Source organism: Flavobacterium collinsii (assembly GCF_902804485.1).
In the GTDB taxonomy this organism is placed as follows: Bacteria; Bacteroidota; Bacteroidia; order Flavobacteriales; family Flavobacteriaceae; genus Flavobacterium; species Flavobacterium collinsii.
In genome coordinates, this window is sequence record NZ_CADCST010000072.1 from 151,435 (window position 1) to 176,340 (window position 24,906).

The window sequence follows — 24,906 nt, forward strand, 5'->3', positions numbered from 1 at the left end:
CGGTTACATTTTCAATTAATGAAATTAATTTTTCAATTTCAGTTTGATTGTAAACATTGTTTATAATTGCAAAGCCTTCAGAATTTATTTTGGTGCTGTAATTCATCTTTAAAAATCATTGTTGAATTGCCTTCAGCTTTAGCTGGAGGGTAGAATATAATTGAAGGTTCTAATGTACTAAGGTTCTGAGTCTTTTTTGAGAAGATTTAGTATTGATTGCATTTTCAATGTTGAATAGTCTCCAGCTTTAGCTGGAGATAAAATCGAATTACAGAAAAGGCTTTAGCCGAATTAAATTGCCAGATAATTTGGCTAAAGCCTCTTTATATTTCTTAAGATATATTTCTCCAGCTAAAGCTGAAGGCAATTCAATTAGCCAGAAAAAAAACTTAGGACCTTAATCCCTCAGAACCTCTGAGCTTTTCCTTACAATACTCTGCTAACAGTCAATCCATCACGGATAGGTAATAAAACCGTTTCGACTCTTGGGTCATTTTTTAAGAGTAAATTGTACTCTAAAAGAACTTTGGTACTAACGTCATTCGGATGAACCGGTTCCAGTATTTTTCCACTCCACAAAACATTATCAGATAAAATAATACCGCCTTTGTTCATTTTCGGAACAATCATTTCCCAATAATTCAGGTAGTTTTCCTTATCCGCATCAATAAAAACCAAATCAAACTTAACATCCAGAGTTGGAATGATCGTAATAGCTTCACCTAAATGCTGGAAAATTTGTTTTCCCCAGGGCGATGCATCAAAGTATTTGCGTTGAAAATCAATTAATTCTTCTTTGATATCAATAGTGTGAAGTTGTCCGTTTTCCTGCATTCCTTCACATAGGCACAAAGCGGCATAGCCTGTATAAGTGCCAATTTCAAGAATATTCACAGGACGAACCAACTTGGATAACATGCTTAAAACACGGCCCTGAAAATGTCCGCTAAGCATCCTCGGTAAAAGTATTTTTTGGTACGTTTCTTTGTTGAGTTTTGCTAATAATTCCGGTTCGTTCTCAGAATGTTGTTCGATATAATCTTCGAGGTCTTGTGAAATAAAATGCATCTTGTAGTATCTTCTAATTTTGAGTGTAAAAATACAAAAAATATCGGCTCACTTTTGGGCATAAAAAAAACCATTCGTTGTAGCGAATGGTTTTGATTTTAGAATTAGAAGGGACTATTTTTTCAAAGCGTCTTTAACTTCTTTTGCGGTTTTTACAGTTCCGTCTTTTGCAGCTTTAGCAGCGTTTTCTACTTTTTCAGCGCCTTTTTGTGTCGCGTCTTTTACATCTTCAGCTGCTTTTTTTGTAGCATCTTTTACGTCTTCAGCAGCATTTTCTGTTTTGCTAACAGCACTGTCTTTTACTTCTTTAATGTCTGTAGTTAAAGAGTCAACCTTGTTGCCAAGAGTTAATTCTTCTTCTGCAGGTTTTGGTTCTTTCTTTTCGCAAGATTGAACACCGAATGCTAATAGAGCGATAACAGCCAGACTTAAGATTTGTTTTTTCATAATGAATTGATTTTTTTAGATTGATAAAATTTAAAGGTTATAAAGCTGAAAAATAAAGATACACATTTTAAAATAATTGAGCTCTTTGTAAGATTACTTTCCTTTTGAGTGCAAGACAATTCTCGTGCCAAAAATTTATGGTTTGAAAAGTTGCGCTGTTTTTTTTTTTTTAATTCACTTTTAGAAGAGAAGATTACATTGTTGTTCTCTAATTCTAATTGATGGCCTTTAATTGTTATTTAATCACTAAAACATTTTCATTTTTTACATAATCAGTTAAGGTAATATTGAAAAGTACGGTTAATTCTTTGCCGGCTCTAACAACTCCGAGTGCTGCTGAAGGAGGAGCCATTTCAAAATCACCAAAAGTCATTCGGTTAGAACCTTGCAGTGTAAAAGTATCACTATTGTAAGCTGTTACTCTTATCTGGGTTTTATAGTCCTTGCTGACACCCGCGATGGTGTAGGTTCCGGTAAGAATCCAGGTTGTTTCGTTTACTTTCTCGGCAGATTTTAGAACATACTTAATGGTTTTGTATGTTTTTGTATCCAGAGATTTATAAGCAACATCATCCATACTGCCTTTGCTGCTTTTTATACTTTCGGCCGGTAAAGTAACGGTTAGGTTTTTAATATCTGTTATTTTTGAATCTGCAACGGATAAGTAAGCGCTACCGGCTCCCTCTGATGATTTCATTACCCAATCGTGTATGTTGGAGGTTCCTGCAACTTCAAAAGTTGATTTGGATAGGGTGTATTTCTTTTGAGAGTTTGCTTGTAAAGTTAACATGGTTACTACTGCTAATAAAATTGATTGAATCGTTTTCATCTGTATGTGGTATTTATTTAGTTAAATTTAAGATCAGTTTCTAACTAAGTCTGGTTTTGTTAGTGAGTTGCCGTCTTTTTCTTATGTCAAATGTATCACGAACGAATCTCGAAAGAACTGATAAAAATCATGGTTAAGATTTTATTTATAGCTTATAATAAAAGGGAGATGTGCACTTCCGAAGGAGAGTTCTGTGAAAAGATCTTTTAAAAAGACATTTTTGTTTTATTGATTTTTAAACAAGAATGACCCTAAAAATCAAAAAAAATGACAAAAGTGATTAACTTTGCAGCATGCAAATTGAGAAAAAAGACATAAGAGCCTTATCAAAAGATCAGTTACGCGATTTCTTTGTCGCTAATAATGACAAAGCTTTTCGTGGAAATCAAGTCTATGAATGGTTATGGAGCAAAGGAGCACACAGTTTTGATGACATGACGAATGTTGCCAAAACAACTCGTTCTATGCTGGAGGATAATTTTGTAATCAATCATATTAAGGTTGATACCATGCAGCGCAGTAGCGACGGAACAGTAAAAAATGCTGTTCGTTTACACGATGGTTTAGTGGTAGAATCAGTTTTGATTCCAACAGAAACAAGGACAACGGCCTGTGTTTCAAGTCAGGTAGGATGTAGTTTAGATTGTAATTTTTGTGCTACTTCACGTTTAAAAAGAATGCGAAATCTGGAACCGGGAGAAATCTATGATCAGGTTATTGCCATAGATAAAGAAAGTCGTTTGTATCACAATCACCCGCTTTCGAATATCGTTTTTATGGGAATGGGAGAACCTTTGATGAATTACAACAATGTAATCAAAGCCATCGACATGATTACATCACCTGAAGGTTTAGGAATGTCACCAAAACGTATAATGGTTTCGACTTCGGGAATTCCTAAGATGATTAAAAAAATGGCCGATGATGATGTGAAATTCAAATTGGCGGTTTCACTGCATTCCGCTATCGATGAAGTTCGTGCACGAATCATGCCTTTCAGTAAAAACTTCCCGTTGGCGGATTTAAGGGAATCCTTAGAATACTGGTACAGAAAAACCAAGAATAAGATTTCTTACGAATATGTAGTATGGAAAGGAATCAATGATGACAAAGCGTCGATTGATGCTTTGGTAAAGTTTTGCAAATATGTTCCGTGTAAAGTTAATTTGATTGAATACAATCCAATTGATGACGGTGAGTTTCAGCAAGCTTCGGAAGAATCTATTCTGGCTTATATAAAAGCATTAGAAAATATTGGCGTAGTAGTAAAAGTGCGTCGCAGTCGCGGTAAAGATATCGATGCTGCTTGTGGGCAATTGGCAAACAAGGAAGGATAGATGCTTTTCTGTCCGGCAAATAAATAATACAATCGATTTTTTAGCAATATCCTTTTCAATCCTGAATTCAAAACAGACTTAATAGAATGTTCCTTACCCGTTTTTTTACATTAGTACATAAATTATTGATATACTAATGTAAAATACACAGGGTTTTTTTATTTAAAATAGTATATTTGGGATCGAAATGAATATTACTTCTCAAATAAAACAGCCCATCTTTAACGAGATGGAACTTTTTGAAAAAAAGTTCCATGAATCGATGACCTCAAAGGTGGCTTTATTGAATCGTATCACTTATTACATAGTAAACCGAAAAGGAAAACAAATGCGTCCGATGTTTGTTTTTTTAACCGCTAAGATGGTTTCTGAAGGTGTTGTAAACGAGAGAACGTATCGTGGCGCTTCTGTAATCGAACTTATTCATACAGCCACTTTAGTACACGATGATGTCGTAGACGATAGTAACCGTCGCCGTGGATTTTTCTCGATCAATGCACTTTGGAAAAATAAAATAGCCGTTTTGGTTGGAGATTATTTACTATCCAAAGGACTTTTACTCTCTATCGATAATGGTGATTTTGATTTACTGAGAATCATTTCTGTAGCCGTTCGCGAAATGAGTGAAGGCGAATTACTTCAGATCGAAAAAGCCAGAAGGCTCGATATTACCGAAGAGGTTTATTACGAAATCATCCGAAAGAAAACAGCAACACTTATTGCGGCCTGTTGTGCACTTGGTGCAAAATCGGTAATTGAAGATGATGCTCAGGTCGAAAACATGAGAAAATTTGGTGAGCTTATCGGAATGGCTTTTCAAATCAAGGATGATTTATTTGATTATAGCGAAGAAGCCATAGGGAAGCCAACAGGAATCGATATTAAAGAACAAAAAATGACTTTGCCTTTAATTCATGTTTTAAATACTTGTACCCCGCAAGAAAAAAAGTGGTTGATAAACTCCATCAAAAACCACAATAAAGACAAAAAACGCGTCAAAGAGGTTATTGCTTTTGTAAAAAATAATAATGGTTTGGCTTATGCCGAACAAAAAATGGTGCAATTTCAACAGGAAGCACTTTCCTTATTAGCGAATTTTTCGGATTCTGAGTTTAAAGACGCCCTTGTTTTAATGGTAAACTACGTTATTGAAAGAAAAAAATAGTTTTTTTAAATTAGATAATTAGGAAATTTGTTAATTAGATAATTGATTTACTTTGTTGTAAATCAGGTATGTAGTTCTGAGTTTTGGAATTTTGGATTTAATTTTTATTTTTTTTTCCAACCCCCATGCAACCATTTCAAAGCGTTATGCGTCTATGCTAATAGAAGTCTGTTACTAAACCAAAACCAAATGCTTATTAATGAAAATTATTCACCTACATCAGGAAGAAACTGAAATTATAAAGTTGGCAGTCGATAATAATCGACAGGCACAACAGCAAATATACAGTCGGTTTTCCTCAAAAATGTTAAGTGTTTGTCGACAGTATATAAAAGACATTCAACTGGCTGAAGATGTAATGATAACGGCCTTTATGAAAGTGTTTACGAATTTAAGCAGATTTGAGCACAAAGGAAGTTTTGAAGGATGGGTCAGGCGAATTATGGTGAATGAATGTATCTCTTATTTGAGAGTTCAGAAAAAAGTAAAATTTAGTGAAGAAGAAATTTATGTCGAAGAGAGTTTCAATGCAATTGATAGTCAGTTTTCGATCGATCAGATTCAGTTTTTAATTGATGCTTTGCCGGACGGTTATAAAATGGTTTTTAATTTATATGCCATAGAAGGATACAAACACAATGAGATTGCCAAGATGTTAGGGATTAATGAGGGAACATCGAAATCGCAATTATCGCACGCCAGAAAAATGCTGCAAACACAAATTACAATTTTAAAAAGACAAGATAATGGAACCGAATAATTTTGAAAAGGATTTCCGTGAAAAACTAAATCAGCGTAAAATAGAACCTAGCGACAAAGCCTGGGATCGATTGGATGCGATGCTAAGTGTTGCTGAGGACAAGAAAACAACGATTGACCTTCGTTCACGACAAACTGGAAAAAAGAAATGGATGTATGTTGCGGCAAGTTTGGCTGGGTTTTTACTGGTTGGAACCTTCTTCTTTAATCAGAATAAAAATGTAAACCAAACGCCAAAAGATGCAATTGTCATTGAAGAAAATGGGCAGAAAGATTCGGTTGTACGGCCAGCTTTAAATATAAAGGATACTGTTGTAGAAGCGGTGGCAGTTTCAGAAGAAAAAGCAACTAAGAATTCAGTTAAACAAGAAAACCATCAAATTTCAAAACCACATAAAACCATTAAAAATGAATCAAATCAAATAGCGGAGTCTTCAATCATCATCAAAAACAATCCTGAAAAACAATCAATCAATCCACAGCCTTTAATGGCTAAAAATCCTGAAAAAGAAACGGTAGATCAGTTGCTGGGAACAGCTGAAAAAGTAATCGTCGCTGAGAATGCTGTCAAGCCAAAATCAAAAGTAAAAATTAATGCCAATGATTTGCTTCAACAGGTCGATGGTGAATTAGAGCTGTCGTTTCGCGAAAAGGTAATTACAAAAGTCAATAAGAATTACCAAACGGTAAAAGTGGCTTTGGCCAATCGAAATCAGCAGGAATAAAGTTTTCAACTCCAATCCGGAACGTGCTGTTGGAGAAAATCAAAAATTAAAGATCAAAAAAAAATAATTCCGATAGTTGTCGGGCAGGCTATTATTGCCAATTTTTAATCCAATTAAAAATTGAGAATTAGAAAATAATTGTTTGCTATTCAGATCTGACATCTCACATTTTACAATTAGAAAAAAAACATCAATCAACAATCAATTTTAAAAGAAAACAATCATGAAAAATTTTACCATTCACCTCGTTATTTTAGTCTTCTTATTTGTAAGTAAAGCAGTTGGACAGGAGACTTTTGAGTCAAAAGCGAGAAAAATTGCCAACAAGATAGAGAAAGTTACGAAAGAGGAAAAAGAAGCTTTGAAAGAAGAAATTGAAGCAATTAACGTTCAGTTGTCTGAAGGAAAAATCACTCAGGAACAAGCAGACAAGCGTAAAAAGGAATTAGCAGAAGCCAGAGCGGTTATTATCGAAGAAAAAGTAACACTGGCGCAAAATGAGTTAAATGATTTAGTACAGCAAAAAGTGGACGGAAAAATCAAGGAAGGGAGTTATAAAAGTGGACGTGCTTTGATTGTTCATTGGAATGATATAGAATGGAAGGACAATAATAAAAAAAGAAAAGATTCTGTACGCGGAGAAAGAAGAACGACATCGCAGTTTGTATTTGCAGCAGGTTTGAATAATATGATGGTTGATGGTAAATTGCAGGATTCTAAATATAGGTTTACAGGATCGCATTTTTACGAATGGGGATTTACCTATAATACCAGGTTAATGAAAAACGATAATTTATTACATGCTAAATACGGGTTGTCTTTAATGTATAATAATATTCGTCCGAGAGATAATAAATATTTTGTAGTCAATGGAAACCAGACAGAATTGCAAACCAATGCGATTCATTTAGATGAATCCCGTTTTAGAAATGTGTACATCGCAGTGCCAATTCATTTAGAGTTTGACTTTTCAAGACCAAAAGTGAGTAACGGAAAAACGTATTTTAGAACACATGATAGTTTTCGCTTTGGAATTGGAGGTTACGCTGGGGTCAATGTAAAATCTAAACAAATTCTAAAATATGATCAGGACGATTTAGATTATAAAACCACTATAAAAGGAGATTATAATGTAAATAATTTCATTTACGGATTGAGTTCTTATATTGGATACAAAGAAATGAGTTTGTATTTGAAATACGATTTAAACCCATTGTTTAGGAATAATACTGTAAAAGAAAATAATATTTCATTGGGATTAAGATTTGATTTTAATTAAGAATACAATTGATTAGTTAGTGAGAAGAGCGCTTCGAAAGAGGCGCTTTTTTTTGCTTAAAATTGCCCAATTTCATGGGGGATTTGTGTACTTTTACACACTTCAAATTTTCTAAATATTTTACGTTTTGATTTCACAAAGTACAATTGATTCTGTTTTTGAAACTGCTCGTGTAGAGGAGGTTATTGGTGATTTTGTCAATTTAAAACGAGCCGGAAGTAACTTCAAAGGCTTAAGTCCATTCTCAGATGAGCGCTCTCCGTCGTTCATGGTGTCACCTGCAAAAGGAATCTGGAAAGATTTTAGTACCGGAAAGGGAGGGAATTCAGTCAAATTCCTGATGGAACATTCGCAGTTCACCTATCCGGAAGCGATTCGATACCTGGCGAGAAAGTATAATATCGAGATTGAAGAAACGGAGCAGACAGATGCTGAAAAAGCGATGACCGATGTTCGCGAAAGTATGTATCTCGTTTCGGAATTTGCCAAAGAATATTTTCATAAAACACTTCTGAATTCAGAAGAAGGTAAGGCGATTGGACTTTCTTATTTTAAGGAAAGAGGTTTTACCAATGAAACTATCAAAAAATTTAGTTTAGGATATTCGCCGGAAACCTGGGATGCTCTTACTAAAGAAGCTTTGGGTAAAGGATACAAACTGGAATTTCTGGAAAGTACCGGTTTGACAATCGCAAGAGAAGATCGTCCGTTTGACCGATTCAAGGGACGTGTTATGTTTCCTATTGAAAGTATGTCCGGACGTGTTTTGGGGTTTGGAGGACGTATTTTAACGAATGATAAAAAAGCCGCAAAATACTTAAACTCACCCGAAAGTGATATTTACCATAAAAGTAAAGTACTTTATGGAATTTTTCAGGCGAAACAGGCTATTGCGAAACAAAACAACTGTTATTTGGTTGAAGGTTATACCGATGTAATTCAGTTTCATCAGGCTGGAATTGAGAATGTTGTGGCTTCATCGGGAACAGCTTTAACACCCGATCAGATTCGTCTGGTAAATCGATTAACGCGAAACATAACCGTTCTTTTTGATGGGGATGCCGCAGGATTGCGCGCTTCTGTTCGAGGAATCGATTTGATTCTGGAAGAAGGTATGAATGTAAGAGTTTGTGCTTTTCCTGACGGAGAAGATCCGGACAGTTTTGCACGAAAAAATTCTCATGATGAACTGGTTGCTTATTTAGAAGAAAACAGTAAAGATTTTATACAGTTTAAAGCATCTCTTCTGATGAAAGAGGCTAAAAACGATCCTATAAAAAAGGCCGATCTTATTCGGGATATGGTTAACAGTATATCTAAAATTCCGGATCGCATTCAACGTGAGGTTTATACGCAGGAATGTGCCAGAATTATGGATATTTCCGAGCAGGTTTTGGTGAGTACTTTGGCGCAGCTGATTCAAAAGGATATTGCCGAAGTCAATAAAAAACAAAAGCAGGAACAAAAACCTTTTGAAGTTTTTAGGAATCAAAGTCCAAAAAATACCGGATATTCAGGAGGTGATCCGGACGATCCAAGAACAGGGCCACCCGAAGATTATTATCCAGGAGAGGCAGGGTTTGCCCCACAAGAATCAGCTGAAAAAGTTGATGTTTTATATCGTTTAGAACGTAAAGTAATTGAGATTTTATTGCTTTATGGAGATAAGAAGGAAGAATTTGAAGATGTTTTGTTGAAAAACAATGAAGAGGGTGAAGTTGTTATGGTTTCTGAAATGCGAGAATACAAAGTGTATGAGCGTATTTATTTGAGTTTACAGGAAGATGAAGTAGAGCTTTCGAACAATTTGTTCCGTGACATTTTTACCGATTTAATTGGGTTTTATAATCAGAATGAAAAATTCAGTCTCGAACAATATTTAATGCGTCTGCAGCCTGATTTTGCTCAGGAGGTTACGGATATTTTAATGGAGGATGAAAAACTAACACTGCACGATTGGGAAGGTCAGAACATTTTTTCTAAAATGAAGCACGAAACCATTGCGCAGTATGTTACAGAGACGATTATGTCTATGCGTTGGTTTTTGGTTGATAAAATCATCCATGAATTAAAAAGCTCTATAAAACCTGATAATTCAGATAATACAGAGCTTTTGTCTATGGTTGTCGATTACTCAAAATTAGTTAACTCATTTTCGAAAAAACTGGGTAGAGTAATGTCGAGATACCATTAAATAATTTCTAAAGTCTTAGCTTTGTTTACTAAGTCAACTAAATTAGTAACATTTAATTTAGTTAATAATCTTAATTTGTAAGTACTGATTGTTTTTTCGTTCAGGTTTAAGATTTTAGAGATTTCATTGTTTTTCTTACCATCACTTAAGTAGCGTAAAACTTCGATCTCACGATTTGAAAGTTTTCTGTACAAACGCTCGCTTTTGCTTTGTTTCGCAATAAGAGCCATGTTTTTGCGTACTGTTTCGTTGATGATAATTTTTCCTTCGTGTACTTTAATAATAGAAAGACCTAAAGTTTCAAGTTTTTCTGTTTTATGTACATAACCAGAAACTCCTGCTTTAATAGCATTTGGAGCGTACATTTGTTCAGCGAGGTCACTAAAAATTACAATTTTTGTTTTTGGGAAATTTTTTAAGATAGATTTTACTTCAAAAATACTTGAAAGTCCTTCCAGTTCTAGATCTAGAATCAGGATGTCGATTTCTTTCGTTTGAAGGATATCTCTAACCATTGAAAAATTGCCGACGTTGGCAACAATTGAAATTTGATCGTGGTCTTTGAAATAAGACTTAACGCCAAAGTGAGTCACAGGATGATTGTCTGCAAGACATACTTTAATCATAATTTTTACCTTTTTTAGAATTGTTCATGTTTTTGGAACTGTAAAATTAATAAATAAATTCTGTAATTAATTGCAGACAAATGTTAAAAAGTATTATTTTAACGTTTTTGGTATTATACAGACCGGAATTGGATCCATTTTATGCTTGTTGCTGGTGTTTAAACGTTTATAAATTTCAAAGACAGTTTTTTCTCTCCCACTTAAGTCAGCTCCCGTGTTTCCTGACTCCGAGGTCAACATTGCCCATTCTAATTCGTCATAACTGGCGCCTAATTGGTCCTCGTCGGTACGGTTGTCGCCAAATAATCCGTCAGTAGGTGCGGCGGTCAAAATTGACTCCGGAATTGTTAAAAATGCCCCCAGAGCGTATACATCTGACTTCATTAAGTCGGCAATTGGGCTTAAATCGACTCCACCATCTCCATATTTAGTGTAAAATCCTACTCCAAAATCTTCTACTTTGTTTCCTGTTCCTGCTACAAGTAAACCGTGAATTCCTGCTAAATAATATAAAGAAGTCATTCTTAAACGGGCACGTGTATTGGCTAACGATAAGTTTACTTTTGCTTCGTCATCGGTTTTGGGTACAGCACTTTTAAAGGCTTCAAAAGTGGCGGTTAAATCGGTTTCTACATTTGAAACATTTGGAAAACGTTTTTTAAGCTGCTCAATATGCTCTCTTCCTCTTGAAACCTGATTGGGAGCCTGATGAATTGGCATTTCGACACACAAGACTTTTAAGCCTGTTTGTGCACATAAGGTTGAAGTTACAGCAGAGTCAACTCCACCTGAAATTCCAATTACAAAACCATTAACTTTTGCCTGGGTAGCATAATTTTTTAACCACTCTACAATGTGGGTGTTTACTTTTTCTGTCTGAATGGTACTTTTTTTAGCCATAATAGTTCAAGATTTAAGATACAGGGATGTATATTTGCACAAATATTTTTAAGCGCAGTTTGCTTAAAATATGAGCAACACAAATCTAATTAAAATAAAATGAAAATATATCGCTTAGCAGTGGTACTGTGCTTGTTTTTTTTGTCCTGTGATCAAAAAACTAAAGTCGAAAAAGCAGTAGAAGAAATTCCGGTTGATATTAAAGTGGAGCGTTTTGATAAGGTGTTTTTTGAAACTAAACCAGAGGATCTGGCCAAAGTAAAAAAGCAATATCCTTTCTTCTTTCCGGCAGGAAATGATGACAATATCTGGCTGAAAAAAATGCAGGATCCAATCTGGAGAGAAGTTTATTCGGAAGTTCAGAAAAAATACAGCAATTTTGAACCTGTACGCGAAGAGTTCAATGCGCTTTTTCAGCATGTGAAGTATTATTTTCCCAAAACAAAAACGCCGAAGGTAATAACTGTAATTGGTGAAATGGATTATAATGCCAAAGCAATATATGCAGACAGTCTGGTAATTGTAGCATTGGAGTTGTATTTGGGGAAAGATCATAAGTTTTATGAATTCCCAAGTTATCTGAAACAAAATTTTGAAGAGAAACAAATTATGCCCGATGTGGTTTCGAGTTTTGCTTATCGAAACATTCCTGCCTTTCCGGATAAGAATTTAGTTTCTCAAATGATTTTTGAAGGAAAACAATTGTACGCAAAAGATCTACTGCTGCCGGATTATACCGATGCTGAAAAAATAGGTTATACACCTGAGCAAATAAAATGGAGTCAGGAAAACGAAGCTTATATGTGGCGTTATTTTATTGAAAATGAAATGCTGTATAGTGACGATCCAAAACTAACAACCCGATTCATAGCGCCGGCACCGTTTTCTAAATTCTACTTAGAAATTGACAACGATACTCCTGGTCGAATAGGAGCTTGGTTGGGGTGGCAAATGGTACGGTCGTATATGAAGAATAATAACGTAACTTTGCCGGAATTATTAAAAACAGAAGCAAAGGTAATCTTTGAAAAATCAAAATATAAACCTAAGAAATAATGTCAGATACAATAAAATCAGAAATTAGATTCAATATAGAATTAGATGAAAACCGCGTTCCGGAAAAATTATCATGGACGGCGAAGGATGGCGGAGTAGAAGCGGAAGATGCAAAAGCAATTATGTTGTCTATTTGGGATAGTAAAGCGAAAGAAAGCATGCGTATTGATTTGTGGACAAAAGATATGCCGGTAGATGAAATGAAAATTTTCTTTCACCAGACTTTGGTTGCTATGGCGGATACTTTTAAACGTGCAACAGACGACGAGAAAATGTCAGATACAATGAAGGATTTCTGTGACTATTTTGCAGAAAAACTGGATTTAACGAAATAGTTAAAATTCCAATAAAAAAAAACAAATCCCAAGTTTTAGTAATTAGAATTTGGGATTTTTTTTATTGATTGTTTTTCCTTCTTCAATTGAGATTCGGGATTTCTTTATTGAAATTTCTTTTACCTGTTTTTATTTGACAGATCGTTTTTTTAAATCTTTAAAAATTCGTTTTAAAGCTCCTGTCATTAAGAGGTCTGAATTTTTATAAAACGTTATATTGTCTATAAGTTTACTTGATTTTTCGGTTTCCCACATAGATTTTGTGTTCCCTTTGTTGGTTATGCCAATAACTTTTTGGGAGTAAATAATTTGCTGTAAATTTAAATCGTATATCTCTAAGGTTACTGAAGCTTCATTTTTTTTAGTGGAGTATTCATCTTGATAAAGTTCTATTGAAGATAAGTCGCTTCTGTCTTTTTTTGTGGAAATATTGATAAAGAAATCAAAACCAGTTCCATCTTTTAATTCTTTTAGCTTTAAACGATTAGGGTTTAGATTGATTTTTCGGGTTACGAGCAATCCATTAACATCATGAATATATAAAATCCGATCATCTAGCCTCTTTTTGAAGAATTCTAAAGATTTCTCGGTTAAGTTGTCTTTAGAGTTTTTTGGACAATCTAATTCATTTAAAAGCCATTTTCCAGAAGTAAAATCAACTCCGATTCTTTGTCCTGTGGTAAACATATAATGAGATGACTGACAGGAAAATAAAAAGAGGAAAGGAACAATGTAAAGTACGAAACATATTGATTTAAAATTATTCATAGGGTATAATTGATTTGGATTCAAATATAAGTCAAAAATATTTCGTAAGTTTTTCCTTTAAAATAAAAATCCCAAATTCCAGGTTTTAACAATTGGAATTTGGGATTTTTTTATTGATTATTTTGGAATTTGGAATTTTCCTATTGCAATTTAAAATCCTGAGTTGTTTTTGAAAACTTCCTGATTTACTTCGTCGATATAGGATAAAAGTTCTTCTTTTCCAGTGGCCTCCGTAGATGAGGTTACGAAATATTGAGGCATTTCGGCCCAGTTATTGGCAAACATTTGTTTTTTATAAGCTGCGATATGAGAATCAATTTTTACTTTGCTGATTTTATCTGCTTTGGTAAAGATGATGCAAAACGGAATTTCACTTTCTCCCATATAAGACATGAATTCGATATCAATTTTTTGCGCTTCATGGCGAATATCAATCAAAACAAAAGCACAAACTAATTGCTCTCTGGTTTCGAAATAATCCGTGATAAATTGCTGGAAAACTGATTTTGTTTTCTTGGACACTTTAGCGTAACCATAGCCCGGTAAATCGACTAAAAACCAATTGTTGTTAATCTTGAAGTGATTAATTAACTGTGTTTTTCCAGGTCGCCCTGATGTTTTTGCTAAATTTTTATGATTGGTAAGCATGTTGATCAAAGAGGATTTACCTACGTTTGATCTTCCGATAAAAGCATATTCTGGTAAAAATTCCTGCGGGCATTTTGATACTTCAGAATTGCTGACAATGAATTCGGCGGTATTAATTTTCATGTTTTTTGTTTTTAAAACCTCCTAAAAGTCGAAAGTTAGATGCTATAAATTCTTTTTAACGAGCCATTCTTCCAGAATTTTGTTGAATTCCTGAGGGTGTTCCATCATAGCAGCGTGTCCACATTTGTCTATCCAGTACAAAGTTGAATTAGGCAATAATTTATCAAATTCTTCGGCAACATTTGGGGGAGTAACGGCGTCATTTTTGCCCCAAATGATACAGGTTTCTGTTGTCATTTTTGGTAAATCTTTGGCCATATTATGACGAATGGCGCTCTTGGCAATCGTCAGAGTTTTGATCAGTTTGATACGGTCATTAACAGTTGCATACACTTCGTCAATAAGCTCCGGTGTTGCAATTGCAGGGTCGTAAAAAACATCTTCAGCTTTCTTTTTGATGTATTCGTAATCACCTCTTTTTGGGTAGCTGTCTCCCATTGCGCTTTCGTAAAGTCCTGAGCTTCCTGTTATTACTAGTCCTGCGACTTTTTCAGGATAGAGCTTTGTATGGTAAAGTGCAATGTGACCGCCTAAAGAATTGCCCAGCAAGATAACGTGATCAAAGCCTTTAAAAGTAATAAAGTCTTTTACATACTTGGCAAAGCTTTTTACGTTCGTTTTTAAAATGCTTTGAGTGTATATTGGCAAATCCGGGATTACAACTTTGTATCCTTTTGTTGGAAAATATTCGGCTACAGCATCAAAGTTACTAAGGCCTCCCATTAAGCCATGTAAAATAACGATAGGAGTTCCTTCTCCAGCTTCATAATAGCTGTATTTGCCTTCTTTTTTGTAGTGTTTGTCCATTTAATTTAATGCCAATTTCAATTTGGACAAATATAGGGTTTAATAAATAAAAATGAATTTTTGCCACCGTTTTTTAACTAGATAATTTCAGTATGATTTCTAAGTGATTAAAAATCAGTTGAAATGGGTGTTTTTGATCGATTTTCTAAATGTTAAGAAACCAGCATAATAGCTAAATTTTTAAGAAAAATAGCGCGTAATTTTTTTGAATGATTAGTGTAATTGATGATTCGTTAATAATAAGTTAATGTATTGATTATCTATGGGTTAAGCAAAGTGGGAGGAAAGTGGTTAAACTTATTAACAAAGTGGTACATAGTGGTAAAATGTGGTAATATTTTTTATATTTTTGTCCTATAACATATTAATGAATTTTTCTTGAACACAATTGTCGGAACATATGAGTGTAAAGTCGATGCTAAGGGGAGGCTAATGTTGCCTGCGCCCTTGAAAAAGCAGCTGACTTCCTCTCTTCAAAACGGATTCGTTTTGAAGCGCTCCGTTTTTCAACAGTGTTTAGAATTGTATCCAATGGACGAGTGGGACCTGATGATGCAAAAAATCAACAAGCTGAATCGCTTTGTAAAAAAGAACAATGATTTCATTCGAAGATTTACTGCGGGTGTTAAAGTGGTAGAGATTGATGCATTGGGGAGATTATTGGTTCCAAAAGATTTGGTGACTTTTTCAGGTATTTCTAAAGATGTGGTTTTTTCATCTGCGGTTAATATTGTGGAGATTTGGGATAAGGATTTATATGAAAAATCAATAAGCGGCGAAGATATGGATTTTGCAGATCTGGCCGAAGAAGTAATGGGAAATATTAATGACGACGACAATGGAATATCATAATCCGGTTTTGCTTCATCCTACAGTTGATGGTTTAAATATTAAACCTGATGGCATTTATGTAGATGTTACGTTTGGAGGCGGGGGGCATTCAAAAGAAATTTTGAGACGATTAGGGCCAAACGGAAAATTATTTGCTTTTGATCAGGATGAAGATGCACTTGCAAATGCATTACCAGATGAACGGTTTACCTTAATTAATGAGAATTTTAGATTCATAAAAAGATTTCTGCGTTTTCATGGTGTTAAAGGAGTAGATGGAATTTTGGCTGATTTGGGTGTTTCATCACATCAGTTTGATGTTCCGGAAAGAGGTTTCTCGACAAGATTTGATGCTGAGTTGGATATGCGGATGAGTCAGAAAAATGATTTAAATGCTTATCGGGTAGTTAACGAATATGAGGAACAGGATTTACGTCGTGTTTTTTTTGATTATGGGGAGTTGAAAAATGCTCCGGTTTTAGCGAGAACAATTGTAGAAGCAAGACAAGGTTATCCGATCAAAACGACAGATGAATTGAAAGAAGTTCTGGCAAAATATTTACCGGAAAGAGTTCGTAATAAAATATTAGCTCAAATCTATCAGGCAATTCGAATTGAGGTAAATCAGGAAATGGATGTTTTGAAAGAGTTTATCGAGCAGTCGTTGGAAATTTTAAATCCGGGAGGAAGATTTTCAGTAATCTCTTATCATTCTTTAGAAGACAGACTGGTAAAGAGATTTATCAAAAACGGAATGTTTGAAGGAGAGCCGGAAAGAGATTTTTACGGAAACTTTTCAGTACCATTTAAAACAATAGGAAAACTCATCGTACCGGACGATGCTGAGATCAAAATCAACAACAGAGCACGAAGTGCAAAATTAAGGATTGCTGAGAAGATATAGTTTGTGAGATGTTGGTTGTGAAATGTGATTTGAAATCATAAACGGTTCAACAATCAAACAGACTAGTATAATATATATAGGTAGAAAAAATGAAAAGTGGTGTATTTGATATATTAAAAGCAAGATTTCTGATCAATGATGATGCAGTAAAAAACTGGCGTTTCATTGTTTTTATTATTCTGCTTGCAATTTTGATGATTGCAAATACACAGCGTTACGAACAGAAGGTTTTTGAAATTGCAAAACTGAACAACGAAGTAAAAGAATTGCGATCTGAATTTGTAGACCGTCGTTCAGAATTGATGAAGTTAAAAATGGAATCCACGATATCGGATAAAATGCTTGAAAAGGAAATTTTTCCATCAACGGTTCCTCCGGTTAAAATAGAAGTTAAAAAAGAAGAAGAAAAAAGTTTCTTTAAAAGAATATGGCAGTAGAAGATAAACATATATCCTACAGAATTTACCTCGTAGCAGTTTTCATCTTTGTGATGGCAATTGCTATTGTCGTTAAGTTAACCAATATTCAATGGGTTGAAGGAGATTATTACAGAAAACTGGCGAAACAGCGTACGGTTAGAAATTTTGTAATTCCGGCAAACAAAGGAAATATCTATTCGGCTGACGGAAGTTTGCTGGCGACATCAATTCCTAATTATGAAATTAGATTTGATGCTAAAGCTCCAAAAACGGAGACTTTTGAGAAATATGTAAAAGCATTATCCGATTCATTAGCAACTGTTTTAGATAGACCAGGAGGATATTATGAGCAGGAATTAAGAAAAGCAAGAGCAAATAAAAACCGTTATTATTTGATTGCCCGTAATTTGAGCTATACCGAATACGTGAAGATAAAAGGCTTTCCTTTATTCAATTTAGGAGCTTTTAAAGGAGGGATTATTATTGAACAGGAAACGGTAAGAAAACACCCGATAGGGAAAATTGCGGAAAGAACCATTGGTTACGACCGTATTGATCCGGCAACCGGAATCGAAGTAGGTAAAGGGATTGAATGGGCTTACAAAAGTTATTTAAACGGTAAAGACGGTAAAATTTTAAAACAAAAAATTGCAAAAGGACAGTGGAAACCTATTCGTGATGTTAATGAAGTTGACCCACAGGATGGTTTTGATGTCATTTCGACTATTGATGTTTTTATTCAGGATATCGCGCACCATGCTTTACTGAAACAGTTGGAAGAATATGAGGCAGATCATGGTTGTGTAGTGGTGATGGAGACTGAAACAGGGCATGTCAAAGCGATTTCAAATTTAGGAAGAGCGGAAGACGGATCGTATTATGAAACCACAAATTACGCTATAGCCGAGTCGCATGAGCCGGGATCGACTTTTAAACTGGTTGATTTAATGGCGATTTTAGAAGATAAAGTGGCCGATACAAGTACGGTTTATGATAGTCATGGAGGAGTGGTGAGATATTACGGACGTGTAGTTCAGGATTCTCATAGAGGAGGTTACGGAAAAATTTCATTAGCACGCGGATTCGAACTTTCGTCGAATACGGTAATGGTTCAGGCAGTTTATGACAATTATAAAAGTGATCCTTCAAAGTTTGTAAATCATATTAACTCGTACGGATTAAATAAAACATTAGGATTGCATTTTAAGGGAGAAGGAAGGCCTTATATTCCACAACCAGGGGACAAGCATTGGTCAGGAGTTTCGCTTCCGTGGATGGCTTTTGGTTACGGAGTTTCGGTAACACCAATGCAAACACTGGCGCTTTACAATGCAGTTGCAAACAATGGAGTGATGGTTAAGCCACAGTTTGTTTCGGAAATTAAAGAATGGAACAAAACGATTAAGAAGTTTGATGTAGAAGTAATCAATCCGAAAGTATGTTCGCAGGAAACCATTAATAAAGTAAGAGCAGTATTGCTCAATGTGGTGAAAAAGGGAACTGGCTCTAAGTTGTATTCGAAAGATTTTTCGATGGCAGGAAAAACCGGAACAGCACAGGTTAATTATGGAGGTAAAGAAGGAAAGTCTGCGTTATATTATGCGTCTTCTTTTGTGGGATATTTTCCGGCCGAACATCCTAAATATTCCTGTATAGTAGTAGTGCATAAGCCTAATACATCAAAAAATAATTATTATGGTGCAGATGTTTCGGGACCTGTTTTTAAAAGAATCGCTCAGAAAATATTTACAGACGCGCCCTCAACAAATAAAATAAAAAGACTGGATTCAAGGATTCCAAAACAAGACAACAGTTATAACAAGTATACGGCAGAAGCAAATAAAAAATTAAATCAGGTTCCGGATTTAAAAGGAATGCCGGGAATGGATGCTGTTGCATTGTTAGAAAACCTTAATTTAAAAGTAAGGGTTATTGGAGTAGGAAAGGTGAAAAAACAGTCTATTCAACCGGGACAAAACATTAGTAAAAACGCAATTATAGTATTAGAATTATCGTGAAAATACTGAAAGACATATTATACAAAGTAGCGATTGAATCAGTAACAGGTTCAACAGAAATCGATATCCATAAAATTGATTTTGACTCGAGAAAAATTGAGGCAAATGATGTTTTTGTAGCTATTCGCGGATCACTTTCAGATGGCCACGATTATATTGATAAAGCGATTCAATTGGGGGCCATTGCGATTATTTGTGATACGCTGCCTGAAAATATCGAAAAAGGAATTACCTATATTAAAGTAAAGGACACCAATACGGCTTTGGCTTTTATGGCGGCTAATTACTTTGGAGATCCGTCCGAAAAATTAAAATTAGTTGGAGTTACCGGTACAAACGGAAAAACAACCATCGCGTCATTATTGTTTCAGTTGTTTCAGAAGGCAGGTTTTAAAGTTGGTTTACTGTCAACTGTAAAAATAATGGTAGATGAAACGGAATATAAAGCAACGCATACCACTCCGGATTCTATTACAATCAATCATTATCTGAACGAAATGATCGAGGCTGGAGTTACGCATTGTTTTATGGAAGTAAGTTCACATGGAATTCACCAAAAACGAACTGAAGCATTGCATTTTGTTGGTGGTATTTTTACGAATTTGTCACACGATCATTTGGATTATCATGCTACGTTTGCAGAATACAGGGATGTGAAAAAATCGTTTTTTGATTCGTTGCCAAAAACAGCTTTTGTTTTATCAAACATTGATGATAAAAACGGAACTGTGATGTTGCAGAATACGGTTGCCAGAAAATTTACTTATGCTTTAAAATCATATGCCGACTTTAAAGCACAGATTCTGGAAAGCCAATTGTCGGGTTTATTGTTGAAAGTAAATGATAATGAAGTTTGGGTAAAACTAATAGGAACTTTTAATGCTTACAACGTTCTGGCAATTTACGGTACAGCTGTAGAATTAGGAATGGATAGTCTTGAAGCGTTGCGCTTACTGTCTGATTTAGAAAGTGTTTCGGGACGTTTTCAGTATATTGTTTCAGAAGGAAACATCACAGCGATTGTAGATTATGCCCACACGCCGGATGCTTTGGATAATGTTTTAAAGACAATTAACGATATCCGTACCAAAAACGAACAGCTGATTACAGTTGTAGGTTGTGGTGGAAATAGAGATAAAACGAAAAGACCAATTATGGCAAAAATTGCTACAGATCTTAGTGATAAGGCAATTTTAACCTCGGACAATCCAAGAAACGAAGATCCTGAAGTGATTTTAGATGAAATGGAAAAAGGGGTTGAGGCTCATAATTATAAAAAGATATTGAGAATTTCCGATAGAAAACAGGCTATTAAAACAGCTTGTCAATTGGCACAGTCCAATGATATTATCTTAATTGCCGGTAAAGGACATGAAACTTATCAGGAGATAAATGGAGTACGTCATCATTTTGACGACATGGAAACGGTAAAAGAAATTTTAGAACAATTAGGGAAATAATATAAGGGAAATTCCAAAATGGAAATTCCAAAACCCAAAACCCAATTTAATGTTGGAATTTGGGATTTAAAAATTGGAATTTAATTCAAAATCGGAATTTAAAAAATAGAGAAATATGCTATACTATTTATTTGAATATTTAGACAAAACATTAGATGTGCCAGGAACGGGAGTTTTTCAGTACATCACTTTCAGATCGGCTTTAGCATTGATGCTTTCATTGCTTTTATCAACGATTTACGGAAAAAGAATTATAAACTTTTTGCGTAATCAGCAAGTTGGTGAAACGGTTAGAGAGTTAGGTCTTGCAGGTCAGAATGAAAAAGCAGGAACTCCGACAATGGGGGGACTGATTATCATTTTTGCGACGCTCGTACCGGTTTTGTTGTTTGCTCGTTTGCATAATATTTATATTGTATTGCTTATTGTGACCACACTTTGGATGGGAACAATTGGTTTTGTAGACGATTACATCAAAATATTCAAAAAAGACAAGCAAGGACTTAAAGGAATCTTTAAAGTTATTGGACAGGTTGGTTTAGGTATTATAGTGGGATCTGTGCTTTATTTTAATCCTGCTGTAACGGTTAGAACAGATACAGGAAGAACAGATATTTTTAAAGCGTCAGGTAATAATACAACGGTAGTTTTGCCGGCACCTGTTGAAGAAAAGTCAACGGCTACCACAATTCCTTTTGTGAAAAATAACGAATTCGACTATGCTGAAATCTTAGCGTGGACAGGTGAAGGATATGAAAAATGGGCTTGGTTAATTTTTATACCGGTTGTAATTTTTATTATCACAGCAGTTTCAAACGGTGCAAATTTAACAGACGGTATTGATGGGCTCGCCGCAGGAACTTCGGCAGTTTCGGTTCTGGCACTGGGGATATTCACATTCCTTTCGGGAAATATCATTTTTTCAAATTATCTGAATATCATGTATATCCCGAACTCAGGAGAGATGACGGTTTTTATTTCTGCATTTGTGGGGGCGTTAATTGGGTTTCTTTGGTACAACTCTTATCCGGCTTCTGTTTTTATGGGGGATACGGGAAGTTTGACTATTGGAGGAATTATTGCGGTTTTGGCAATTGCAGTTCGTAAGGAACTATTGATTCCGTTATTATGTGGAATCTTTTTGGTAGAAAATTTCTCTGTTGTTCTGCAGGTGAGTTATTTCAAATTTACCAAAAAGCGTTTCGGTGAGGGCCGTAGAATTTTTCTGATGTCGCCATTACACCATCATTATCAGAAGAAGGGATATCATGAGAGTAAAATCGTAACCCGATTTTGGATTGTTGCCATCATGTTAGCCATATTATCAATCGTTACTTTAAAATTAAGATAGATGAGATTGGTAGTTTTAGGTGGAGGAGAAAGTGGTGTAGGTACTGCTATTCTCGGAAAGAAAAAAGGATACGATGTTTTTGTATCGGATTTTGGAAAGATAAAAGAAAGTTACAAAGAAGTTCTTATCATTAATAAAATTGCCTGGGAAGAAGAACAGCATACAGAAGACCTGATTTTAAATGCCGATGTGGTGATGAAAAGTCCAGGGATTCCGGAGAAATCTCCCATCGTAAAAAAACTGGTAGCAGCCGGAATAAAAGTGATTTCTGAAATCGAATTTGCAAAACCTTTTACAGAAGCATTGACTATTGGGATTACAGGTAGTAACGGTAAAACTACCACAACGATGTTGACACATTATTTACTGAAGTCGGCAGGTTTGAATGTAGGTCTGGGTGGAAACATAGGTAAAAGTTTTGCCTGGCAGGTTGCTGAGAATAAATACGATGCCTATGTGCTTGAGCTGAGCAGTTTTCAGCTTGACGGAATTATAGATTACAGGCCCGATATAGCCATTATAACCAATATTAGTCCGGATCATTTAGACCGATATGAATATAAATATGAGAACTATATCAATTCGAAGTTTAGAATAACGATGAATCAGACCGAGAGTGATTATTTGATTTATGACGCAGATGATGAGGCGATTGCAGGATGGTTGAAGAACAACAAAACAAAAGCAAAATTAATTCCTTTTTCATTGACTGAAAAATTAGGTGAAGGGGCTTCTATAAATAACAACAAAATGGAAATAAAGATCAACCAAGAAGAGTTTACAATGGAAACAGAACACATTGCGTTAGAAGGAAAACATAACATGAAGAACGCAATGGCAGCAAGCTCTGTAGCGAAGTTGATGCAAATAAGAAATGCAACAATTCGCGAAAGTTTATCTAATTTTCAAGGTGTTGAACACCGTTTAGAAAAAGTACTTAAAATTCAGAATGTACAATACATCAACGATTCGAAAGCCACAAATGTTAATGCTACTTTCTTTGCGTTAGACAGCATGAATGTTCCAACAGTTTGGATCGTAGGTGGAGTTGATAAAGGAAACGATTATAACGAATTGATGTCGTTAGTTCGTGAAAAAGTAAAAGCTATCATTTGCCTTGGAATTGATAATCATAAAATCATCAATGCTTTCGGAAATGTGGTGGATATCATGGTCGAAGTAAATAATATGAACGATGCTGTAAAAACAGCACAGCGTTTAACAGAAAAAGGTGATACTGTTTTATTGTCTCCTGCCTGTGCAAGTTTTGATTTATTTGAAAGCTACGAAGACAGAGGTAGACAGTTTAAGCAAGCGGTGCACAATTTATAAAAGATAGTTTATAGTTTTATGTTTCAGGTTTCAAGTTCGATGCCTAAAACATGAAACCTGAAACAAAATAAACCTGAAACAAAAGATTATGAAAGAGCTGGTGAACAAATTAAAAGGAGACAGGGTAATATGGTCATTCGTGGCTTTATTGGCATTGTTTTCGTTTATGCCTGTTTTTAGTGCGAGTAGTAATCTGGCGTATATAGGTCATGGGACCGGAAACACCTTAGGGTATTTGGTGAAACATCTGGCTCATGTTTGTATTGGTTTTCTGATTATTTATTGGGTACATCGTGTGCCGTATCATTATTTCAGAGCGATATCAAAAATTGCGTTGCCTATTGTTTGGTTTTTATTGCTTTATACTTTATTAAAAGGTACTGTTATTGCAGGTGCAAACGCAAGTCGTTGGATTCAGGTTCCTTTTATAGGAATTACGTTTCAGACGTCGACATTGGCTGCCAGTATATTATTCATATTTGTGGCACGATATCTGTCGAAAACCAGAGATGAGAGCGAGCCATTTCAGGCTTCTTTAATACAACTTTGGTTGCCGGTTTTTATTACGTTGGCACTTATTTTACCTGCGAATTTTTCGACTACGGCGTTGATTTTTGCGATGGTAATTATGCTGACATTTATTGGAAAGTATCCATTAAAATATATTGGTTTTATCATTGGTTCGGGAATTGCAATGTTTGCGTTCTTCCTTTTGGTGGCGAAAGCGTTTCCGGATTCGAGATTCTTTAGCAGGGTAAGTACCTGGGGAAGTCGTATAGAAAATTTTACCACTGATAAACCGGATGAAGATGATTATCAGATTGAAAAAGCAAAAATCGCAATAGCATCTGGAAAACTGGGAGGTTTAGGACCGGGAAAAAGTGTTCAGAAAAACTTTTTACCACAGTCTTCTTCCGATTTTATCTATGCGATTATTGTAGAAGAATATGGTTTAGTGGGTGGAGTGTCGATTTTGGTTTTGTACTTATTGTTATTGTTCCGATTTGTGATAGCCTCGCATAAAGCCAATACGCTGTTTGGAAAGCTCGTCGTCGTCGGACTCGGGTTCCCGATGATTTTTCAGGCAATGATTAATATGGCTGTTGCGGTAGAGCTGTTGCCGGTAACAGGACAAACGCTTCCATTGATTAGTAGTGGAGGTAGTTCGATTTGGATGACTTGTTTTTCTCTTGGGATCATCATTAGTGTAACGAAGAAAGAAGAAGAAATCGCTGAAGAGCAGGAAGAAAAAGAAAGAAGGAGAGAAGCGCTTCAGAGGTTAATTGATAAAGAATTAGCAGAAGAAGATTTGCCTGCAGATGAAAAGATATATGAAGAAGAAGGATCGTATTCGATTGAAGACAATTCAAGAAATCCGATGAATGCAGTTTTAAATAAGTATAGAGCTGAGAGAATAGAGAATAGAGAATAGAGGAAAGATAATGGAAGAAAGAGAATTGAGAAATAGGTTGAGAAGTATGGAGAGAACTCACAATTCATAACTCACAACTCGTAACTAAAAAAA

24 protein-coding genes are annotated in these 24,906 nt (G+C 35.2%); 16 read left to right on the forward strand and 8 right to left on the reverse strand.

Translation table 11 applies throughout. The features are described 5' to 3' along the window. Positions 1 to 426: 426 nt before the first annotated feature. The 3 genes from FLA105534_RS08230 to FLA105534_RS08240 form a co-directional block, all read right to left on the reverse strand. The gene (locus tag FLA105534_RS08230) at positions 427 to 1,068 is read right to left on the reverse strand and encodes an O-methyltransferase (RefSeq protein ID WP_173965533.1); all 642 of its coding nucleotides are present in this window, start codon (positions 1,066 to 1,068) and stop codon (positions 427 to 429) included. A gap of 114 nt (positions 1,069 to 1,182) precedes the next feature. Continuing rightward, positions 1,183 to 1,515 carry a hypothetical protein gene (locus FLA105534_RS08235; protein WP_173965534.1) on the reverse strand — a complete coding sequence of 111 codons (333 nt, stop codon included), beginning with the start codon at positions 1,513 to 1,515 and terminating at the stop codon, positions 1,183 to 1,185. A gap of 235 nt (positions 1,516 to 1,750) precedes the next feature. Then, positions 1,751 to 2,344, reverse strand: coding sequence for a YceI family protein (locus FLA105534_RS08240; RefSeq protein WP_173965535.1), 594 nt, complete (start codon positions 2,342 to 2,344; stop codon positions 1,751 to 1,753). A 293-nt stretch (positions 2,345 to 2,637) separates the two neighbouring features. Between FLA105534_RS08240 and rlmN the strand changes: the two genes are divergently transcribed. The 6 genes from rlmN to dnaG all read left to right on the forward strand — a co-directional run bounded on the left by rlmN (position 2,638) and on the right by dnaG (position 9,803). Further along, positions 2,638 to 3,681 (forward strand): 23S rRNA (adenine(2503)-C(2))-methyltransferase RlmN, encoded by a 1,044-nt coding sequence (gene rlmN / locus FLA105534_RS08245; protein WP_173965536.1) that lies wholly within the window; start codon positions 2,638 to 2,640, stop codon positions 3,679 to 3,681. A 187-nt stretch (positions 3,682 to 3,868) separates the two neighbouring features. Continuing rightward, positions 3,869 to 4,846: a polyprenyl synthetase family protein gene (locus tag FLA105534_RS08250; protein ID WP_173965537.1), complete on the forward strand. Its 978-nt coding sequence runs from the start codon at positions 3,869 to 3,871 to the stop codon at positions 4,844 to 4,846. Positions 4,847 to 5,045: 199 nt separating this feature from the next. Then, the gene (locus tag FLA105534_RS08255) at positions 5,046 to 5,606 is read left to right on the forward strand and encodes an RNA polymerase sigma factor (RefSeq protein ID WP_173965538.1); all 561 of its coding nucleotides are present in this window, start codon (positions 5,046 to 5,048) and stop codon (positions 5,604 to 5,606) included. Further along, positions 5,593 to 6,330: a hypothetical protein gene (locus tag FLA105534_RS08260; RefSeq protein ID WP_173965539.1), complete on the forward strand. Its 738-nt coding sequence runs from the start codon at positions 5,593 to 5,595 to the stop codon at positions 6,328 to 6,330. Before FLA105534_RS08255 ends, FLA105534_RS08260 begins: the two co-directional genes overlap by 14 nt. A 223-nt stretch (positions 6,331 to 6,553) precedes the next feature. Next, positions 6,554 to 7,609, forward strand: a complete 1,056-nt coding sequence (locus tag FLA105534_RS08265; RefSeq protein ID WP_173965540.1) for a hypothetical protein — start codon at positions 6,554 to 6,556, stop codon at positions 7,607 to 7,609. Between the two features lie 127 nt (positions 7,610 to 7,736). Next, a complete protein-coding gene (gene dnaG, locus FLA105534_RS08270; protein WP_173965541.1) occupies positions 7,737 to 9,803 on the forward strand; it encodes a DNA primase in 2,067 nt (688 codons plus the stop codon). Here dnaG and FLA105534_RS08275 read toward each other — a convergent pair. Further along, entirely contained in the window at positions 9,800 to 10,429 is a 630-nt protein-coding gene (locus FLA105534_RS08275) for a response regulator transcription factor (protein WP_026730588.1), read from the reverse strand. The two genes, dnaG and FLA105534_RS08275, sit on opposite strands and share 4 nt — an antisense overlap. 93 nt (positions 10,430 to 10,522) lie before the next feature. Next, complete coding sequence (gene nadE / locus FLA105534_RS08280; protein ID WP_173965542.1) at positions 10,523 to 11,329, reverse strand: NAD(+) synthase; 807 nt, start codon at positions 11,327 to 11,329, stop codon at positions 10,523 to 10,525. Positions 11,330 to 11,428: 99 nt separating this feature from the next. Between nadE and gldB the strand changes: the two genes are divergently transcribed. Together gldB and gldC are read left to right on the forward strand one after the other, a co-directional pair. Beyond that, positions 11,429 to 12,385, forward strand: a complete 957-nt coding sequence (gldB, locus tag FLA105534_RS08285; RefSeq protein ID WP_173965543.1) for a gliding motility lipoprotein GldB — start codon at positions 11,429 to 11,431, stop codon at positions 12,383 to 12,385. Continuing rightward, on the forward strand, positions 12,385 to 12,720 hold the full coding sequence (gene gldC, locus FLA105534_RS08290) for a gliding motility protein GldC (protein ID WP_173965544.1): 336 nt from the start codon (positions 12,385 to 12,387) through the stop codon (positions 12,718 to 12,720). Before gldB ends, gldC begins: the two co-directional genes overlap by 1 nt. Positions 12,721 to 12,849: 129 nt before the next feature. Here the strand turns inward: gldC and FLA105534_RS08295 are convergent, their stop codons facing one another. From FLA105534_RS08295 to FLA105534_RS08305, 3 genes are all read right to left on the reverse strand, one after another. Further along, complete coding sequence (locus tag FLA105534_RS08295) at positions 12,850 to 13,488, reverse strand: hypothetical protein (RefSeq protein ID WP_173965545.1); 639 nt, start codon at positions 13,486 to 13,488, stop codon at positions 12,850 to 12,852. A gap of 150 nt (positions 13,489 to 13,638) precedes the next feature. Next, entirely contained in the window at positions 13,639 to 14,259 is a 621-nt protein-coding gene (yihA, locus tag FLA105534_RS08300) for a ribosome biogenesis GTP-binding protein YihA/YsxC (protein WP_173965546.1), read from the reverse strand. 42 nt (positions 14,260 to 14,301) lie between these two features. After that, a complete protein-coding gene (locus FLA105534_RS08305) occupies positions 14,302 to 15,066 on the reverse strand; it encodes an alpha/beta fold hydrolase (protein WP_173965547.1) in 765 nt (254 codons plus the stop codon). A 378-nt stretch (positions 15,067 to 15,444) separates the two neighbouring features. Here FLA105534_RS08305 and mraZ point away from each other — a divergent pair, with 378 nt between their 5' ends. The 8 genes from mraZ (at position 15,445) to FLA105534_RS08345 (ending at position 24,813) form a co-directional block, all read left to right on the forward strand. After that, on the forward strand, positions 15,445 to 15,918 hold the full coding sequence (gene mraZ, locus FLA105534_RS08310) for a division/cell wall cluster transcriptional repressor MraZ (RefSeq protein WP_173965548.1): 474 nt from the start codon (positions 15,445 to 15,447) through the stop codon (positions 15,916 to 15,918). Then, complete coding sequence (gene rsmH, locus FLA105534_RS08315) at positions 15,893 to 16,801, forward strand: 16S rRNA (cytosine(1402)-N(4))-methyltransferase RsmH (RefSeq protein WP_173965549.1); 909 nt, start codon at positions 15,893 to 15,895, stop codon at positions 16,799 to 16,801. Before mraZ ends, rsmH begins: the two co-directional genes overlap by 26 nt. 89 nt (positions 16,802 to 16,890) lie before the next feature. Next, on the forward strand, positions 16,891 to 17,238 hold the full coding sequence (locus tag FLA105534_RS08320; RefSeq protein ID WP_173965550.1) for an FtsL-like putative cell division protein: 348 nt from the start codon (positions 16,891 to 16,893) through the stop codon (positions 17,236 to 17,238). Continuing rightward, positions 17,229 to 19,238, forward strand: a complete 2,010-nt coding sequence (locus FLA105534_RS08325) for a penicillin-binding protein (protein ID WP_173965551.1) — start codon at positions 17,229 to 17,231, stop codon at positions 19,236 to 19,238. Before FLA105534_RS08320 ends, FLA105534_RS08325 begins: the two co-directional genes overlap by 10 nt. After that, positions 19,235 to 20,698 carry a UDP-N-acetylmuramoyl-L-alanyl-D-glutamate--2,6-diaminopimelate ligase gene (locus FLA105534_RS08330; protein ID WP_173965552.1) on the forward strand — a complete coding sequence of 488 codons (1,464 nt, stop codon included), beginning with the start codon at positions 19,235 to 19,237 and terminating at the stop codon, positions 20,696 to 20,698. Before FLA105534_RS08325 ends, FLA105534_RS08330 begins: the two co-directional genes overlap by 4 nt. Positions 20,699 to 20,813: 115 nt before the next feature. Further along, on the forward strand, positions 20,814 to 22,049 hold the full coding sequence (mraY, locus tag FLA105534_RS08335; protein WP_173965553.1) for a phospho-N-acetylmuramoyl-pentapeptide-transferase: 1,236 nt from the start codon (positions 20,814 to 20,816) through the stop codon (positions 22,047 to 22,049). Continuing rightward, complete coding sequence (gene murD / locus FLA105534_RS08340) at positions 22,050 to 23,381, forward strand: UDP-N-acetylmuramoyl-L-alanine--D-glutamate ligase (protein WP_173965554.1); 1,332 nt, start codon at positions 22,050 to 22,052, stop codon at positions 23,379 to 23,381. It begins immediately after the preceding gene. 88 nt (positions 23,382 to 23,469) lie between these two features. After that, positions 23,470 to 24,813, forward strand: a complete 1,344-nt coding sequence (locus FLA105534_RS08345; protein WP_173965555.1) for an FtsW/RodA/SpoVE family cell cycle protein — start codon at positions 23,470 to 23,472, stop codon at positions 24,811 to 24,813. Positions 24,814 to 24,906: the final 93 nt, after the last annotated feature.

Bases quoted from the DNA above. Each gene is read 5' to 3' on its own strand.
- FLA105534_RS08230 (WP_173965533.1), bottom strand. From the start codon at position 1,068: ATGCATTTTATTTCACAAGACCTCGAAGATTATATCGAACAACATTCT.
- FLA105534_RS08235 (WP_173965534.1), bottom strand. From the start codon at position 1,515: ATGAAAAAACAAATCTTAAGTCTGGCTGTTATCGCTCTATTAGCATTC.
- FLA105534_RS08240 (WP_173965535.1), bottom strand. From the start codon at position 2,344: ATGAAAACGATTCAATCAATTTTATTAGCAGTAGTAACCATGTTAACT.
- rlmN (WP_173965536.1), top strand. From the start codon at position 2,638: ATGCAAATTGAGAAAAAAGACATAAGAGCCTTATCAAAAGATCAGTTA.
- FLA105534_RS08250 (WP_173965537.1), top strand. From the start codon at position 3,869: ATGAATATTACTTCTCAAATAAAACAGCCCATCTTTAACGAGATGGAA.
- FLA105534_RS08255 (WP_173965538.1), top strand. From the start codon at position 5,046: ATGAAAATTATTCACCTACATCAGGAAGAAACTGAAATTATAAAGTTG.
- FLA105534_RS08260 (WP_173965539.1), top strand. From the start codon at position 5,593: ATGGAACCGAATAATTTTGAAAAGGATTTCCGTGAAAAACTAAATCAG.
- FLA105534_RS08265 (WP_173965540.1), top strand. From the start codon at position 6,554: ATGAAAAATTTTACCATTCACCTCGTTATTTTAGTCTTCTTATTTGTA.
- FLA105534_RS08275 (WP_026730588.1), bottom strand. From the start codon at position 10,429: ATGATTAAAGTATGTCTTGCAGACAATCATCCTGTGACTCACTTTGGC.
- nadE (WP_173965542.1), bottom strand. From the start codon at position 11,329: ATGGCTAAAAAAAGTACCATTCAGACAGAAAAAGTAAACACCCACATT.
- gldB (WP_173965543.1), top strand. From the start codon at position 11,429: ATGAAAATATATCGCTTAGCAGTGGTACTGTGCTTGTTTTTTTTGTCC.
- gldC (WP_173965544.1), top strand. From the start codon at position 12,385: ATGTCAGATACAATAAAATCAGAAATTAGATTCAATATAGAATTAGAT.
- FLA105534_RS08295 (WP_173965545.1), bottom strand. From the start codon at position 13,488: ATGAATAATTTTAAATCAATATGTTTCGTACTTTACATTGTTCCTTTC.
- yihA (WP_173965546.1), bottom strand. From the start codon at position 14,259: ATGAAAATTAATACCGCCGAATTCATTGTCAGCAATTCTGAAGTATCA.
- FLA105534_RS08305 (WP_173965547.1), bottom strand. From the start codon at position 15,066: ATGGACAAACACTACAAAAAAGAAGGCAAATACAGCTATTATGAAGCT.
- rsmH (WP_173965549.1), top strand. From the start codon at position 15,893: ATGACGACGACAATGGAATATCATAATCCGGTTTTGCTTCATCCTACA.
- FLA105534_RS08320 (WP_173965550.1), top strand. From the start codon at position 16,891: ATGAAAAGTGGTGTATTTGATATATTAAAAGCAAGATTTCTGATCAAT.
- FLA105534_RS08325 (WP_173965551.1), top strand. From the start codon at position 17,229: ATGGCAGTAGAAGATAAACATATATCCTACAGAATTTACCTCGTAGCA.
- mraY (WP_173965553.1), top strand. From the start codon at position 20,814: ATGCTATACTATTTATTTGAATATTTAGACAAAACATTAGATGTGCCA.
- murD (WP_173965554.1), top strand. From the start codon at position 22,050: ATGAGATTGGTAGTTTTAGGTGGAGGAGAAAGTGGTGTAGGTACTGCT.
- FLA105534_RS08345 (WP_173965555.1), top strand. From the start codon at position 23,470: ATGAAAGAGCTGGTGAACAAATTAAAAGGAGACAGGGTAATATGGTCA.